Below are 12,682 nucleotides of genomic sequence, written 5' to 3'. Positions count from 1 at the left end.
GGTTCGATGCTGCGGCATCGCCCCGGAATGACGACCAGCTACACCGCCGGCTTCGGCAGCCCAGCGATCGCGCAGGCGGCGCGGAGCGTGTTCACCAGCAGGCAGGCCACCGTCATTTGTCCGACGCCGCCGGGCACCGGCGTGATGGCGCCGGCCACCCCAAGCGCTTCCTGATAGGCGACGTCGCCGACGAGGCGCGTCTTGCCGTCGTCCCTGGGGATGCGATTGATGCCGACGTCGATCACGGTCGCACCCGGCTTCAGCCAATCGCCGCGCACCATCTCCGGCTTGCCGACGGCGGCATAGACGAGATCGGCCTTCTTCACGAGCCCGGGCAGGTCGCGCGAGCGCGAATGCGCGATCGTCACCGTAGCGTTCTCGTTCAGCAGCAATTGCACCAGCGGGCGGCCGACCAGATTGGAGCGGCCGATGACGATCGCGTTCATGCCCTCCAGCGAGGCGTGCACGCTCTTGGTCAGGATGATGCAGCCGAGCGGCGTGCAGGGCGACAGCGCCTCGAAGCCGCCGGCGAGCCGGCCGGCATTGTTCGGATGCAAGCCGTCGACGTCCTTGGCGGGGTCGATGGCGTTGATGACCGCTTCCGTGTTCAGCCCCTTCGGCAGCGGCAGCTGCACCAGAATGCCGTGCACGGCAGGATCGCGGTTGAGCTTTGCGACCAGCGCCAGCAGGTCTGCCTGCGAGACGTCGGCCGGCAGCTTGTGCTCGAACGAGGCCATGCCTGCGGCTTGCGTCTGGGTGTGCTTGGAACGGACATAGACCTCGCTGGCGGGGTCGTTGCCGACCAGGACCACCGCAAGGCCGGGCACCAGATTGTGCTCGCGCTTGACCCGGGCGACTTCGTCGGCCACGCGCGAACGGAGCTCGGCGGCAATGACTTTTCCATCGATGATCTTGGCGGTCATGTCAGCTCCTCAGTCTGTCGATTTGGCGTCTGCCGGCTTGGCTTGGACGAGCTGGCGCAGGGTTTCGCCGAGCCGCGCCGGATCGCCATCGACCGCGACCTGCTTCAGCCGCGAGGTGGCACCGGATAGCAGCTTTACGCTCGCCTTGGACACGCCAAGTGATTTGGCCAGCAGGACCAGAACGGCCTTGTTGGCCTCGCCGCCATCGGCAATGGCACGCACCCGCACCTTGAGCACGCTGCGGCCGTCGGCCAATTGCTCGATCCCGTCGATATCGTCGCGGCCGCCGCGCGGCGTCACCCGCAGCGCGATGCTGATTCCCGAGGCCGAGTAGCGCCAGGGTTCCCTGAAGGCCTCGTTCGCGACCAAGGCGCTCCAGCCCGCTCAGATCACGTTCGGGTAGATGTAGTACAGGATCACCCGCTCGATGAACATGATGAGCAGGATCAGGATGATCGGCGAGATGTCGAGGCCGCCGAGACTGGGCAGGAAATTGCGAATCGGCGCCAGCAGAGGCTCGGTGATCCGGTACAGGAACTCCGCCACCGCCGAGACGAACTGGTTGCGGGTGTTCACGACGTTGAAGGCGATCAGCCAGGACAGGATCGCGGAGGCGATCAGCAGCCAGACGTAGAGGTCGAGCACGATGATGACGATGTCGAGAACGGCACGCATGATTTTGAAGACTCTGGCTTTTGAAGACTCTGGCTCCGGTCGGGATTGACGCCTTTTGCTAGATATCGGTTCCGTCAGGCCCAAACAAGGGAAGTCGGTGCCTGGGATAGCTAAAACCGGGTTACACCTGTCCTTGACTTGACCTTGGCGGGGACTTAAATGGCGCCCGGTTGTCGGCCGCGTTGACCAGAGCGGCCAGCAAAGGGGCCATAGCTCAGCTGGGAGAGCGCGTCGTTCGCAATGACGAGGTCGGCGGTTCGATCCCGCCTGGCTCCACCAGCCTTCGCTCGCTTCGCGAGCTACGGCTGGGCAAGCCAGCCCTACTCTCTCGTAGCGAAGTGAGCGAAGGCTGTCCCGCCATAGCCCGAGGGGCGACGGTGGACTTTTTCCGCGATCACAGGTTTTCGCGAGCTACGGCTGGGCAAGCCAGCCCCTGCTCTCTCGTAGCGAAGTGAGCGAAGGCTGTCCCGCCATAGCCCGAAGGGCAACGGCGGACTTTTCCCTGCGTTCAGCCTCCCCTACCTTCCCGTAAACCGCGGCGGCCGCTTCTCCATAAAGCTTGCCACGCCTTCCCGGAAATCGCTGCCGGCCAGCGCCACCATCATCTCGCGATTGGCCTCGATCGTCGCCTCGGCCAGCGTCTGGAACGGCACCTCGTAGAGCTGGCGCTTGATCACGGCCATCGCGCTCGGCGAGACGAAATCGGCGAGATCGCGCGCATAGGCATAGGTCTCCTCGCGCAGCTTCTCGGGCGAGCAGAGCCGGTTGACCAGACCGATCCGCAGCGCTTCCTCGCTCGACACACGCCTTGCCGAAAGCAACAGATCCACTGCGTTGGCATGACCGACGATGCGCGGCAGCATCCAGCTGATGCCGTGCTCGGCAATCAGGCCGCGGCGCGCAAAAGCCGTGGTGAACACGGTGTTATCGGCGGCAAAGCGCAGATCACAATAGAGCGCGTGCACGAGGCCGATGCCGGCGGTGGCGCCATTGAGCATGGCGATGACCGGCTTCTTGATCGAAGGATAATAACCGTAGCGCGTCTGCCAGTCCGGGCGGCGGTTCATGTCGAAGGGTGGCAGATTCGAGGCGCGCCTGACGTCATCAGGATCGAGCCCCTTCAACGCGTCCATGTCGGCGCCGGCGCAAAACGCGCGGCCCGCGCCGGTGAGGATGATGACGCGGACATTGTCGTCGGCGCTCGAGGCCTCCATCGCGCGACGCACGTCGCGCTCCATGGTCGGCGTCCATGCATTCATGCGATCAGGGCGATTGAGCGTGATGGTCGCGATCTTGTCGCTCACCTCATAAAGAATGTGCTCGTAGGCCATGGCGCTCTCCCTTTGTCTGCCGGCACGCGTTCGCGCGCGCTCGTTGGCAACAAGCCTAACATATCCAGAGCAGAGGGAGAGACTTGCGCCAAGAACCTGCGAAGGCGCGATCACTCGGCGGCTTGCGCCAGCACGGGCCGGCGCGCCAGCCAGCCGTCGATGAAATGGTCGAGCCAGGCACGCTCCGCGGCATCGTAGACGGCACGATCGGCGAAATGGTGGTGCCGTTGCCGCGCCCCCGGCGCGCTGAAGCCGTCATAGCCGCGCGTGGTCCAGCGATGCATCATCGCGTAGGTCACGTCGGGGTGGAACTGCACGCCGAAGGCATTGCCGGTGCGGAATGCCTGCACCGGAAAATCATCGCCTTCTGCCAGCAGCTCGGCGCCGACAGGCAGCTCGAATCCCTCGCGGTGCCAGTGATAGACCTGCGCCGGCCAATGCGGGCAGAGCGCGTGGCCCGCGGCGGTCGGCCTGATCGGATAATAGCCGATCTGGGTCAGCCCTTGCGCATGCGGGGCGACGCGCGCCCCGAGCTGCATCGCGAGCATCTGGGCTCCCAGGCAGATGCCGAGGAACGGTCGCTGCTCGCGCAGCGGAATTTCGATCCAGTCGATCTCGCGCCGGATGTAATCGTCGGGATCATTCGCGCTCATCGGGCCGCCGAAGACCACGGCGCCGGCATGCTGATCGAGCGTCTCGGGCAGGGGATCGCCGAAGCGGGGACGACGAATGTCCAAGGGATGGCCGAGCGCGCGGAGTGCGTTGCCGACGCGGCCGGGTGTCGAGCATTCCTGGTGCAGGATGATGAGAACCGGCAGCTTCGTTGCGGAGGCGGTCGCACCCGGCGTCCTTCTTGGGAAGGGCACCACTTCTGCGCCACCAAACCTGTCCGTCCGGAACGACATGGCCTCTGCGAGTGCTATCGGTTCAGGCTGTCAGCATAGCTAAGCGAAGGTTAACATCGTGTGAGTTTGCGCACACACGCCCCCGAACTGAAGCAAGCTCCGGGCCACTACGGGCACCGTGCGTTGACTTCAGTGCCGTTGCCGCTGGAACCGGCTGGTGGCCGACAGGATGAAGCCGCGCGGAAAGAACCTCAGCGCGAACGGCACGATCTTGATGCCGAGACCGGGCAGGACTGCCCGTTTATTGGCCATCAGGCCTCGATAGGCCTCTTGTGCGACAACGGGGGCGGAGACATTGAGCAGAGCCGTATCGTGTCCGGACCCGACGCCGGCACGCGCCTGAAATTCGGTCGGCACCGGACCCGGGCAAAGCACGGTGACACGAACGCCGCGCGGCGCGAGCTCCGCCCGCAGCGCCTCGGTGAGGGAAATCACATAGGCCTTGGAGGCGTAATAGACGGCCATGCCAGGACCGGGCAGATAGCCCGCAACCGATCCGACATTGAGCAGGCCGCCCTTGTTCCTGATCAGCTGGTCGGCAAAGCGCAGCGACAGATCCGTCAATGCCCGCACGTTGACGTCGATAATGCCGACCTGATCGGCGCGATCGCACTCGACGGCGTCGCCGAACACGCCGTAGCCGGCATTGTTGACGAGATTGTCGAGCTCGACGCCTTCGGCGGCGAGTGCCGCCGCGATCGTGTCGCCGGCATCCGGCTGCTGGAGATCGCAAACGATGATGATGGGCTTCTTGCCGCCCCTGGCGGCGAGCTCGGCGGCCAGCGCCTCGAGCCGGTCCGCGCGCCGCGCCGTCAATGCCAGGCGGTGTCCATTCGCGGCGAACACACGCGCCAGCTCCGTGCCTATGCCCGCCGAGGCACCGGTGATCAAAGTTACCCGCTCAGTCACGATCCAGGTCTCTTGCCAAGTCTCTTGGTCCAAGTCTCTTGAAGTGAAGAATTTTGGCCTCGCAATGCCGGGACGAGAGCATAAGCCATGCGCGACAGGCAAGCTGCGCTGGCAGCATGGCCGCGTGAGCGGAAATCAGGGAGAGCGAGAAAACCGCGGATTTACCGGCGAAATCCGGCCGCGGGGCGAAGGGGGCGACTACATTAAAGTTTCGTCATGTGATCCGCACAACCGGCCGCGAGCCCAGCTCGGGCGAGGTCAACCACCGACCGCGCTGTCCTTCAACTGGCCGCCAGCGCGCTCCGCGACGGCGTGCTTGAGGTCGATTCGGTCGCGCTGGGATATGCCGAGCAGGTCGGAGGCGCGCCAGACCACGTTGTCCTCGAACTCGCTGACCTGGCCGTCGGCATAGACCAGCTCCCACATCATCTGCACGATGCGCTTGCGGCCTTCTTCGTCGAGCGAGCGCATGATGACACTGGTGAAGTGATAGAGGTCCACCGCCTCGCCTTCGACCTGGGTGGCATCCACGATCAAGCGGTCCGCGGTGCCGCGATCGAGCCCGAAATGGCTTTCGATCAGGCTGTGCAGCTTGCGCTGCTCGGCCGCGCTCGGCTGGCCGTCCAGCGACACCACATGGACCAGCAGCGCAGTCGCCGCCAGCCGATAATCGCTGTCGCCGAATACGCGATCCCCGGCTTGGGGAGAAACAATGTCGGCGATGAATTGGCGCAGGCCGTCGAGCATAAGGTCCTACCGTGATCGATAACGTCGCAAGGTGCGTGGCTGTTACCGGTATTATATGAGCGGAAAGCTCAACCGGCGCAACGTGCGTCAGTTCCGCGCGCGCATTACGTTTCGGCAATATGGTTGCTGTCATTCCGGGGCGATGCGCCAGCATCGAACCCGGAATCTCGAGATTCCCAGGTGCGCAATTGCGCACCATAGTTCGCGCTGCACGCGACCCGGAATGACCGTTTTGAGCTTACGGGATCTCGTACACCACCATCTTGTCGGCGATGCCGCGCAGCGCGGCCTGCTTCTGGATCGGCTTGATCGCGCGCCGCTCCAGCACCTCGGCAACCGCGGGCGCGTCGAGCACCGGGCCGGTGATGTGGATCTCCTGCGCGGTCGACAAGCTTTGCACGCGGGCGGCGATATTGACCGTCTGGCCGAAATAATCCTGCCGCTCGTTCAGCATCACCGCGAGGCACGGACCTTCATGGATGCCGATCTTGAGAACGAGGTCTTTGGCGCCGCGCTGCTCGTTCAATTCGTCCATGGCGGCACGCATGCGCAGTCCCGCGTTGATAGCGTGCTCGGGCCTGACGAAGGTCGCCATGACGGCATCGCCGATCGTCTTCACCACCGCGCCCTTCTCGGCGGCGATGATCTCCAGCAGCGCACGGAAATGCGCCCGCACGAGATCGAAGGCGTTGAGATCGCCGACGCGCTCATACAGCGCCGTCGAGCCCTTCAGATCGGTGAACAGGAACGTCAGCGACGTGATCTTCAGCCGCTGGTCGACGTTGAGATTGTCAGCCTTGAAGACGTCGCGGAACGTCTGATTGGACAGCATCCGCTTGGCGGTCAGGATCGGCTTGCGCTTGCCGATCATCTCATGCAACGCGTCGGCGGCAATCCAGACCGAAGGCAGCACGCGATTGCCCGACTGGTTCTCGAGCGTGAGACGCAGCGGTCCGGGGCGCATCACGGTGGTCCCCGTCGGGGCCTCCAGATTGTTGAACATGATCGAAAGCTGCTGACGCTCGCTCGTCGGCTCGCCCTGAACGTCGAGGAAATGGGCCGAATGGGTGACTGGCTCGAAGACGATGATGAACTGGCTGGGCAAGTTCAGCGACAGGATCGCCTTTTCGCCGGCAGGCAATTCGAGTGCTTCGAGCGTGACTTCGTTGATCAGGCGGGAAAAGGATTCCTCGTTGATGTCGACGCCTGAGCTCCAGAACATCTGCCGCACATATTCCCAGATCGGCAGCGTGTCGGGATCATGAGCACCGATCCGGCGGACCCGCGGACTGACGGTGAAGGCCACTTCGACCATCTCGTCGACAGACGCCTCGTATCCGGCTGCGCAGAGCGCGCAATTATAGTCTTCGTGCTTCAACGACTTCAACGTAGCGTGCGCACCCAGCACGCCGCCGCAGCCGGGACACAGCACGTTCCAGCTCATGTCGAACAGGCCGAGCCGCGAGGCGTGCAGGAATCCGGAAATGACCTTCTCCTGGTCGAGCCCGGTACGATCGGCAAAGTCGAGCGCATTGATCCGGTTGAGCTCGCGATCATGCCCGTTGGCGATCAGCTGCGCGATGGCCTCGACGACGACGGGGTCGGCGGTCTGCTTCAGAACGGAAAACTGGGCCTGGATGTCGCTCATGGCGGGACTCTATCTAAATGGATCACGCCGCCGGCCGAACCAGGGCCTGTCACCGACGCGTGATGCGGAACATGGGCGAGTGGTCCGGCTGGGTCGTGACCACGCCGAGCGGGACCACGGGGCTCGCCTGATCGGCGAGCTCGACACGGAACGCGCCGATCAGCCGCGCCAGCGCCAGCACGGATTCAGCCTGGGCGAACGGCGCGCCGATGCAGACGCGTGGACCCGCGCCGAACGGTAGATAGGCGAAGCGGTCGGGTGCTTCCTTCGACATGAAGCGCTTTGGAACGAACGCGTTCGGCTGGTCCCACAGCTTCTCGTGCCGGTGCAGCAGCCAGGGCGCGATCATGATGATGTCGCCCTTGTCGATCTCGATGCCGGCCGCATTGTCCTTCTCGCGCGCGGCACGCGCGACCAGGAACGCCGGTGGATAGAGCCGCATCGTCTCATCGATCACCGCGCGAGTGAACTTCTGCCGGTCGATGTCGGCGATGCTGTCGAGATGCTCGCCGCGCGTCTCGGAGGCGACCTCCTCCTGCGTCTCCGGGTCGAGCGCGAGCAGATAGAGCGCCCAGAACAGCGCCGTCGCCGTGGTCTCGTGACCGGCGAGGATCATGGTCGCGACCTCGTCGACGAGCTGCTCGTCGGAAAAGCCTTTGCCGGTCTCAGGGTCGCGCGCCGCGTCCATGAGGTCGAACAGATCACGCGGCGGCGCGCCGTCCTTCTTGCCGGCCTTGCGCCGCTCGGCGATCAGCATCGCGACGAATGCGATCCAGCGCTTGCGGAAACGCGCGCGGGCAAAATCCATCGGGCTCGGCCATGACACCGGCAGCAGCATGTCGAGGAAATAGGGCCGGCCCAGCCGGGCAGCATATTCCATGATGAAATTGCGCAAGGTCGCGCCATGGCGCTCCATGCCGAACGAGAACATCGTGCGCCCGGCGATCTCCAGCGTCATGTGCTGCATGATCTCGCGCAGATCGACGTCTTCGCCTGCGCGGGCGTCAAGCTTCGCGATGGTCTCGTCGAGCACCGCCGTCATGTGCGGGACGAGGTTCGCGGTGGCGCGCGGCGTGAAGGCCGGCGCAAGCGTGCGGCGCTGAAACGTCCAGGAGTGACCTTCCGCGATCAGAAGACCGTCGCCCAGCACGGGACGCAGCACGCGGATGCCCGCCGGCGTGCGCGAATAGTTCTCGTAATTGGTGAGCAGGACGTGCCGGATGGCGTCGGGCTGGTTCAGGATGAAACTGTTGCGGAGAAAGAAGCGGCCCTTGATGACGTCTTCCTCGTAGGCGCGCTGCCCCCAGGTCGCGATCATGTTCTGCCGGATCACGGCAAGCCGGCCGAAGAACGACATGTCATCGGGCGCACGCGGGGGAGCCGGAGGGACGATGGGCCGACGCACGCTGGCGATGTTCATGGCTCTCTCCCGAGAGATGTGACGCAGGTAAATAGCTAGTAAGTCAGCTCGGCAATCGCAATCCTGTTCTCCAGGGCGGGCCACGTGCGCGCCACAATTCGTTCTTCGCCGAATTGAGCCACGATGTTACGTCCAGCTTCGCCGGCCGCAAGCCGCAATGTTGCGACCGAATCCGTCGGCACGCCCGGCTTGACGTCGGCCGGCTCCTTGCCGTCCAGCAACACCACGTTCCGCGGCAGGCCGAAATAGCCGCGCGGCCGCGACATGATCACGACCGCGGCGGCGTCCTTGTCGGCCGGCCCGAGCGGACGCGCGGCGCGCAGATGCACGACGTCGGACGAGCGCGGGAACGGCGAGCGGTAGATGTGCGTGATCGGCGCGCCCGGCGACGTTAGCACGAATTCGAGCGACCAGGACGGATCGACCTGTGCGGGGCCCCAGCGGCCGTCGGCGCCGGTGTTCGCGCTGTACACCGCGCCGCCCTTGCGCTCTCCGGTGTCAGGATCGACACGGAAAATATCGACAGTTGCACCCGCCACCGGACGGTTGGTCGACACGCCGCCCGGCGTACCCGTGACAAGGCCGCTCAACCTGACGCTCGTCTCCGGCACGATCGCGATGCGTGCGGGCTCGCGTCCGGCGATGAACTTGTAGATCTCGCGGAACGCCCTGGGGTGGAACGCCACCTCGCGGTGGTCGAGCGCACCGAGCACGAGGTTGGTGGCGCCCTTCAGCTCCGGCCCTTCATTGGTGACGCCGGTCGGCGTGCCGGGCTTGCCGATGAAGCGGCCGTCGGCCTGGGCGTATTTGTCCATGCCGTCGCTGCGCAGTGTGAGAAAGGCCACTCCCGGCGTCACCTCGCTCTCGCCTTCGTTCAGCCTGCGCAGGAACGTACCGCGGCCGTTGAATTCGTTGTTCGGCTGGTCGTCGGTCGCAAACACGCCGTGATTGGGCGTGCCGCACAAGACGGCGTGGCTGACATCGCCCGCGTCGCCGTTCTTGATGACATTGCGGATCGCATAGCCGCCACGCGAGCTGCCGACCAGCGCCACGCGGGCCGCTCCGGTGCGGCGCTTCAGCTCGGCGATGGCAGCGGTGAGCTCGCGGCGCTGATCCTCGGTCGAGGAGCGGTTCGCCTGCTCGACCTTATCGTCGCTGCGTGCCACCGGATCGGTGAAATTGATCGCCATCATGCGGTCGCGCGCGACCCCGTTGGACTCCATCCGCCACAGCGTCGTCATCCAGAGCGCGTCGTAATCCCCATTGCCGTGCACGAACAGGATCGGCGGCAGCTCGGCGTTCGGCACGGCGGCGGTCTGGGCCAGCGCGCCCGTCCGCAAGCTCGCAATTGCGAAAGGCACGCTCGCAGCCCCTTGCAGGATCGTCCGTCGCGACAGCTTCATCTGTTCCTCCCCGGCAAACCGCCTCTTTGCACCGCTTATAGCGGCCTAAGCACTGGACAGCGAAGGACTTTCACGGGCATCACTGAACTTGCCGGAATCGCCCAAAGACCATTCGAAGACCGCTTCTGCCAGCCCATATGGAAGGGGATATGACCGAGCAGCCAACCCGTCAGAAAATGGCCGCCGACGGCATCACCGCGCCGCTGCGGTACACCGTATTCCGGCGCATCTGGCTCGCCAGCCTGCTCTCCAATCTCGGCCTCTTGATCCAGGGCGTGGGCGCGGCCTGGGCAATGACGCAAATGGCGGCCTCGGCGGACAAGGTGGCGCTGGTGCAGACCGCCTTGATGCTGCCGATCATGCTGATCTCGATGCCCGCCGGCGCCATCGCCGACATGTATGACCGCCGCGTCGTCACGCTGATCTCGCTGTCGATCGCGCTGATCGGCGCGAGCGCGCTCACCGTGCTGGCCGGCTTCAACCTGATCACGCCCGAATTGCTGCTGGCCTTCTGCTTCGTGGTCGGCAGCGGCAACGCGCTGTTCGGCCCGGCCTGGCAGTCCTCGGTCAGCGAGCAGGTGCCGCCCGATGCGCTGCCGTCGGCCGTCGCGTTGAACGGCATCAGCTACAACATCGCGCGCAGCTTCGGCCCTGCAGTCGGGGGCGTCATCGTCGCCGCACTCGGCGCAGTAGCCGCCTTCGCCTGCAACGCTATTCTCTACATACCGCTGCTGGTGGTGCTGCTGCTCTGGCGCCGCTCGGTCGAGCCCTCGCGGCTGCCGCGGGAGAAGCTCAACCGCGCCATGGTCTCGGGCTTCCGCTACATCACCAATTCGCCGCCGATCAAGGTCGTGCTGTTGCGCACGCTGGTGATGGGCCTGATCGGCGGCGCCGTGATGGCGCTGATGCCGCTGGTCGCGCGCGACCTGCTGCATGGCGGCGCGCAGACCTATGGCATCATGCTCGGCGCGTTCGGCATGGGCGCCGTGGTCGGCGCACTGAATATCCACGAATTGCGCAAGCGCATGAGCGGCGAGGCCGCGATCCGCGCCTGCACCATCTCGATGGCGTTCGCGATGGCTGCGCTTGCGCTGAGCACGGAGCCGGTGCTGACGGCAACGGCGCTGGTGCTGGCCGGCGCGGTCTGGATGGCCGCGATCGCCCTGTTCAACATCGGCGTGCAGCTCTCGGCGCCGCGCTGGGTGGCGGGCCGCTCGCTCGCGGCGTTCCAGGCCTCGATTTCCGGCGGCATCGCCATCGGTGCCTGGGGCTGGGGCCATCTCACCGACTTTGCCGGCGTCGAGATCGCGCTGCTGACAGCGGCCGGCCTGATGCTGATCTCGCCGCTGCTCGGGTTCTGGCTGACGATGCCGCGCGTCGGTGCCCGCAACGAGGATGCCGATGTGCTGGCCGATCCCGAGGTGAAGCTGTCCCTGACGGGGCGCAGCGGCCCGCTTGTGGTCGAGATCGAATACCGGGTGTCCCAGGACAACGCGCGCGCCTTCCACAATGTGATGCAGGACGTGCAGCTCTCGCGTCAGCGCAACGGCGCCTATGGCTGGTCGATCGCCCGCGACATCGCCGACCCCGAATTATGGACCGAGCGCTATCACTGCCCGACCTGGTTCGATTACTTGCGCCAGCGCAACCGCTCGACCCAGTCCGAACGCGCGCTGCATCAGCAGGCGATCGATTTCCACATCGGCCCCGAGCCGGTGCGGATCCGCCGCATGCTGGAGCGCCCGTTCGGCTCGGTGCGCTGGAAGGACGACACGCCGGATCGTGCGAGCGCCGAGGTGCTGCCGGTTGTGGCGACGGCGGCGGGAAGCAGCACGTAGCTATTGTGAGAATCCCTACTGCCCGTGCTCGGTCAGCACCTTGTCGCAGGCCTTGCTGAGGCGGGCGCGGTTTTGCTTCAGGCAGGCGAGCACGGCGCCATCGCCATTGTTCATCACTGCGCGGCAGAACCGGCTGACATCGCGCGCGCAGGCATCATGGCCGGGCTGCTGCGCCGACGCGGCTGATGCGCACAGGAGCAAAGGAAGAATGAAAAGAAATCTGGTCATCGCGTAATGCCTCACCCCGCAAGAAAGTGCGGGCGAAGCTAGTGCGACGATCCCGAGGCTGCAACGGCTTTATTGCCGAGCGGCAGGCGAGCCGCCGCGTGGGGGAGCTGACCGGCGCGACGATCGTTGCGCTGTTACTGGCTGTCCTGGGCGTCGGCGACCTTGCGTGAGGCGCCGCCCTTGGCGAGATCCTTGTCCATCACCGCGCGGCAGCCGGCGCTCAGATCCGAGCGATGCTTGATCATGCACGCCGTGATCTTCGGGATATTGGGGATGTCCGCCGAGCACAAACGGAAGGCATCGCCGGTGCACATTTGCTGCGCCTCGGCCGAGAAGGCGAAGCTCGAGGTCGTCGAGACCAGCGCAACGATGGCGGCAAAACCGAGGGCCAGGCTGGTGTCGCGGATGCTGGCAGAGAAGGACTTGGTCATCTGAAGCTCCCATTGGCACCGCGCAAGCGGGCCCGTTGTCGATGGGAGCTACGATGCTCCGGCAAATCCGTTTCCACTGTGATGACGGTCACGGGAGGTCCACCCTCTGTGACTTGGGTCACGTTGGCGCACCGCCCTGAAATTCCTCCACAACCGCCGTCGTGTTGGTGTCACGTTAACTGTTACTTCGCATTAATGGCTCGTCGCGCGGGAAATTCCGCCGG

The 12,682-nt window shown here is 65.2% G+C and carries 13 protein-coding genes and 1 tRNA gene; 2 read left to right on the top strand and 12 right to left on the bottom strand.

The annotated features are described in order from the left end of the window. Positions 1 to 38: 38 nt before the first annotated feature. Genes folD through P6U31_RS01355 form a run of 3 tightly spaced genes read right to left on the bottom strand, consistent with a single transcriptional unit; the run spans position 39 to position 1,598 of the window. Entirely contained in the window at positions 39 to 923 is an 885-nt protein-coding gene (folD, locus tag P6U31_RS01365; RefSeq protein ID WP_407186504.1) for a bifunctional methylenetetrahydrofolate dehydrogenase/methenyltetrahydrofolate cyclohydrolase FolD, read from the bottom strand. Between the two features lie 9 nt (positions 924 to 932). Continuing rightward, entirely contained in the window at positions 933 to 1,292 is a 360-nt protein-coding gene (locus P6U31_RS01360; RefSeq protein WP_407186503.1) for a DUF167 domain-containing protein, read from the bottom strand. A 15-nt stretch (positions 1,293 to 1,307) separates the two neighbouring features. Continuing rightward, positions 1,308 to 1,598 (bottom strand): YggT family protein, encoded by a 291-nt coding sequence (locus P6U31_RS01355; RefSeq protein ID WP_008539240.1) that lies wholly within the window; start codon positions 1,596 to 1,598, stop codon positions 1,308 to 1,310. Positions 1,599 to 1,801: 203 nt separating this feature from the next. Between P6U31_RS01355 and P6U31_RS01350 the strand changes: the two genes are divergently transcribed. Beyond that, positions 1,802 to 1,877: transfer RNA gene (locus P6U31_RS01350), tRNA-Ala, on the top strand. A gap of 239 nt (positions 1,878 to 2,116) precedes the next feature. Here P6U31_RS01350 and P6U31_RS01345 read toward each other — a convergent pair. The 7 genes from P6U31_RS01345 to P6U31_RS01315 all read right to left on the bottom strand — a co-directional run bounded on the left by P6U31_RS01345 (position 2,117) and on the right by P6U31_RS01315 (position 9,961). After that, complete coding sequence (locus P6U31_RS01345) at positions 2,117 to 2,929, bottom strand: enoyl-CoA hydratase (protein WP_407186502.1); 813 nt, start codon at positions 2,927 to 2,929, stop codon at positions 2,117 to 2,119. Between the two features lie 110 nt (positions 2,930 to 3,039). Continuing rightward, positions 3,040 to 3,834: a glutamine amidotransferase gene (locus tag P6U31_RS01340; protein ID WP_407186501.1), complete on the bottom strand. Its 795-nt coding sequence runs from the start codon at positions 3,832 to 3,834 to the stop codon at positions 3,040 to 3,042. Between the two features lie 129 nt (positions 3,835 to 3,963). Further along, complete coding sequence (locus P6U31_RS01335; RefSeq protein ID WP_407186500.1) at positions 3,964 to 4,743, bottom strand: SDR family NAD(P)-dependent oxidoreductase; 780 nt, start codon at positions 4,741 to 4,743, stop codon at positions 3,964 to 3,966. Between the two features lie 258 nt (positions 4,744 to 5,001). After that, on the bottom strand, positions 5,002 to 5,490 hold the full coding sequence (locus tag P6U31_RS01330) for a TerB family tellurite resistance protein (RefSeq protein WP_407186499.1): 489 nt from the start codon (positions 5,488 to 5,490) through the stop codon (positions 5,002 to 5,004). A gap of 238 nt (positions 5,491 to 5,728) precedes the next feature. Beyond that, positions 5,729 to 7,138, bottom strand: coding sequence for an adenylate/guanylate cyclase domain-containing protein (locus P6U31_RS01325; protein WP_407186498.1), 1,410 nt, complete (start codon positions 7,136 to 7,138; stop codon positions 5,729 to 5,731). Positions 7,139 to 7,187: 49 nt separating this feature from the next. Beyond that, positions 7,188 to 8,558, bottom strand: coding sequence for a cytochrome P450 (locus P6U31_RS01320; protein ID WP_407186497.1), 1,371 nt, complete (start codon positions 8,556 to 8,558; stop codon positions 7,188 to 7,190). Between the two features lie 35 nt (positions 8,559 to 8,593). After that, positions 8,594 to 9,961, bottom strand: coding sequence for a hydrolase (locus P6U31_RS01315; protein WP_407186496.1), 1,368 nt, complete (start codon positions 9,959 to 9,961; stop codon positions 8,594 to 8,596). A gap of 149 nt (positions 9,962 to 10,110) precedes the next feature. Between P6U31_RS01315 and P6U31_RS01310 the strand changes: the two genes are divergently transcribed. Next, positions 10,111 to 11,799: an MFS transporter gene (locus tag P6U31_RS01310; protein WP_407186495.1), complete on the top strand. Its 1,689-nt coding sequence runs from the start codon at positions 10,111 to 10,113 to the stop codon at positions 11,797 to 11,799. Positions 11,800 to 11,814: 15 nt separating this feature from the next. Here the strand turns inward: P6U31_RS01310 and P6U31_RS01305 are convergent, their stop codons facing one another. Then, complete coding sequence (locus P6U31_RS01305) at positions 11,815 to 12,027, bottom strand: cysteine rich repeat-containing protein (RefSeq protein ID WP_407186494.1); 213 nt, start codon at positions 12,025 to 12,027, stop codon at positions 11,815 to 11,817. A gap of 134 nt (positions 12,028 to 12,161) precedes the next feature. Beyond that, complete coding sequence (locus tag P6U31_RS01300) at positions 12,162 to 12,458, bottom strand: hypothetical protein (RefSeq protein WP_407186493.1); 297 nt, start codon at positions 12,456 to 12,458, stop codon at positions 12,162 to 12,164. Positions 12,459 to 12,682 lie beyond the last annotated feature (224 nt).

It is taken from the genome of Bradyrhizobium centrosematis, assembly GCF_045571495.1.
Classification (GTDB): domain Bacteria; phylum Pseudomonadota; class Alphaproteobacteria; order Rhizobiales; family Xanthobacteraceae; genus Bradyrhizobium; species Bradyrhizobium centrosematis.
Note: the sequence above shows the minus strand (reverse complement) of the source record. Positions and strands in the feature narration are given on the sequence as shown.

Bases quoted from the DNA above. Each gene is read 5' to 3' on its own strand.
- P6U31_RS01340 (WP_407186501.1), bottom strand. From the start codon at position 3,834: ATGTCGTTCCGGACGGACAGGTTTGGTGGCGCAGAAGTGGTGCCCTTC.
- P6U31_RS01325 (WP_407186498.1), bottom strand. From the start codon at position 7,138: ATGAGCGACATCCAGGCCCAGTTTTCCGTTCTGAAGCAGACCGCCGAC.
- P6U31_RS01310 (WP_407186495.1), top strand. From the start codon at position 10,111: ATGACCGAGCAGCCAACCCGTCAGAAAATGGCCGCCGACGGCATCACC.
- P6U31_RS01345 (WP_407186502.1), bottom strand. From the start codon at position 2,929: ATGGCCTACGAGCACATTCTTTATGAGGTGAGCGACAAGATCGCGACC.
- P6U31_RS01315 (WP_407186496.1), bottom strand. From the start codon at position 9,961: ATGAAGCTGTCGCGACGGACGATCCTGCAAGGGGCTGCGAGCGTGCCT.
- folD (WP_407186504.1), bottom strand. From the start codon at position 923: ATGACCGCCAAGATCATCGATGGAAAAGTCATTGCCGCCGAGCTCCGT.
- P6U31_RS01330 (WP_407186499.1), bottom strand. From the start codon at position 5,490: ATGCTCGACGGCCTGCGCCAATTCATCGCCGACATTGTTTCTCCCCAA.
- P6U31_RS01320 (WP_407186497.1), bottom strand. From the start codon at position 8,558: ATGAACATCGCCAGCGTGCGTCGGCCCATCGTCCCTCCGGCTCCCCCG.
- P6U31_RS01305 (WP_407186494.1), bottom strand. From the start codon at position 12,027: ATGACCAGATTTCTTTTCATTCTTCCTTTGCTCCTGTGCGCATCAGCC.
- P6U31_RS01355 (WP_008539240.1), bottom strand. From the start codon at position 1,598: ATGCGTGCCGTTCTCGACATCGTCATCATCGTGCTCGACCTCTACGTC.
- P6U31_RS01300 (WP_407186493.1), bottom strand. From the start codon at position 12,458: ATGACCAAGTCCTTCTCTGCCAGCATCCGCGACACCAGCCTGGCCCTC.